At 66.9% G+C, this 1,631-nt stretch carries 3 protein-coding genes; 1 reads left to right on the top strand and 2 read right to left on the bottom strand.

The genetic code is table 11. From position 1 onward, the window contains the following. The coding region (locus LH128_RS15590) for a LysR substrate-binding domain-containing protein (protein WP_008830620.1) at positions 1-445 on the top strand (445 nt) is incomplete at its 5' end. 41 nt (positions 446-486) lie between these two features. On the opposite strand, the gene LH128_RS15585 is transcribed toward LH128_RS15590, so the two are convergent. Both LH128_RS15585 and LH128_RS15580 read right to left on the bottom strand, forming a co-directional pair. Then, complete coding sequence (locus LH128_RS15585; RefSeq protein ID WP_008830619.1) at positions 487-1,116, bottom strand: NrsF family protein; 630 nt, start codon at positions 1,114-1,116, stop codon at positions 487-489. Beyond that, positions 1,109-1,631: sigma-70 family RNA polymerase sigma factor (locus LH128_RS15580; protein ID WP_008830618.1), on the bottom strand; the 523-nt coding region annotated here is incomplete at its 5' end. The genes LH128_RS15585 and LH128_RS15580, both read right to left, overlap by 8 nt.

The raw sequence follows: 1,631 nt of genomic DNA, 5'->3' as shown, positions 1-1,631 counted from the left end.
CCCCCCCAGCCGCTCGGCGGGCTCGGTGGCGATGGTGCCGGTGGCCGCGCCCGATCATCCGCTGGGCCGCATGATGAAGATCGAACCCGGCGCGGGGCGGGACTATACGCAGCTGGTGCTCTCCGACCGTTCGCGCTTCACCGAAGGGCAGGACTACTCGGTGTTCAGCCCAAAGACCTGGCGGCTTGCCGATCTCGGCGCCAAGCATGCGCTGCTGCGGCAGGGAATCGGCTGGGGGAACATGCCGATGCCGATGATCGAGGCGGATCTCTTCGCCGGAACGCTGGTACGACTGGCGATGCCGGACCATGTCGGGGGGACGTATCGCTTTTCCGGCATATGGCGGCGCGATACGCCTCCCGGTCCTGCGGCAAGCTGGCTTCTGGACCGGTTCGTCACACTCGGCCAGGATGATCGTGAAATGGAGGGAATGGGCGATGTCTGACGAATGGCATCGAGCGCATTCCGGGCGACTGACCCGCGCCTTCAGGCCGCGATCGCCTTGCGCCCGAGTCCGATGGTCAGCGCACCGAGCAGGACGCCGGCCACGAGGTGGCCGGCAAAGTCCATCGCCGACATCGCGATGGGATGGCAGAACGCCAGCAGTCCGAACGACAGGAACGCTATTCCCGTCCCCGCGAGCATCAGCGACCGCACCGGATTGAGCGACCGCGTTCGCCGCAGTGCCAGCACGGTGATAGCAATCATGGGAACTCCGGCGACCAGTACGAACGTGAAGCAATAGCTGCCGTGCCCCAGATGCCCGACGGGCTGGCTGGATATGCCGATGCTGTAGGCCGCCAGCGTCAGCCAGATGCCCAGGCACGCCATGATCCAGCCGCTCGTCCGCGCGGGGGCGCCAGGTACGCTGGCCGACAAGGCGGCTGTGAACGCGGCGATACCCAGGGCAAGTGACAATACGATATTGGCGGCGGCGACCCCGGCAAGGGGACCGGCCCAATCCGTACCGGCGCGGTGGAGCATTTGGGTCGCGAGATAGCCGATTCCTAGCGCGACCGGGCTCCAGGCGAGGGCCCGCCGCCACGCCGGAGCCACGCGGCGTACCGGCACGGCCTCGTCGCAAAGCGTATCGATCAGGGTGTCATGGTCAACCATGTGTCTGCTTTCCATGTTCGCGCAACCTGACGATCGCGCGGTGCAGCAAGGATTTTACGGCGGAAACGGAGAGCCGGCTTTCCTGCGCGGCGGCATCGAGCGACATCTCCTGCAGCTTCACCATCTCGATCATCTGCCGCTGGCGTTCGGGCAGCAAGTTCAGCATGCCCGCGAGTTCCCGTTCGGCGCCGATCGCTTCGAAGGCCGCCGCCGCGACGGGGTCGATGGCGCCGTCCAGGGTTTCTTCCCGATTGATCTCCCGGCCGCGGGATCGGCCCTGTCGGCGTAGCGCATCCACGGACCTTGCCGAGACGATGGCCGAAACCCAGGGCATCAGCGGCAGCGCGGGATCGTAAGTGTGACGCAGGCGATGAAGCGTCATCAGCACCTCCTGAACCACGTCCTCCGCCAGCACGTCATCGAAGATGCGCCGCCGTACCCGAACCCGGACGACCGGCACCAGCGCGCGCAGGACCAGCCGGTAGGCGCGCTGGTCGCCATCCTGCGCCCGCTGC

The organism is Sphingomonas sp. LH128, from assembly GCF_000293195.2.
Classification (GTDB): domain Bacteria; phylum Pseudomonadota; class Alphaproteobacteria; order Sphingomonadales; family Sphingomonadaceae; genus Novosphingobium; species Novosphingobium resinovorum_A.
Note: the sequence above shows the minus strand (reverse complement) of the source record. Positions and strands in the feature narration are given on the sequence as shown.

Bases quoted from the DNA above. Each gene is read 5' to 3' on its own strand.
- LH128_RS15585 (WP_008830619.1), bottom strand. From the start codon at position 1,116: ATGGTTGACCATGACACCCTGATCGATACGCTTTGCGACGAGGCCGTG.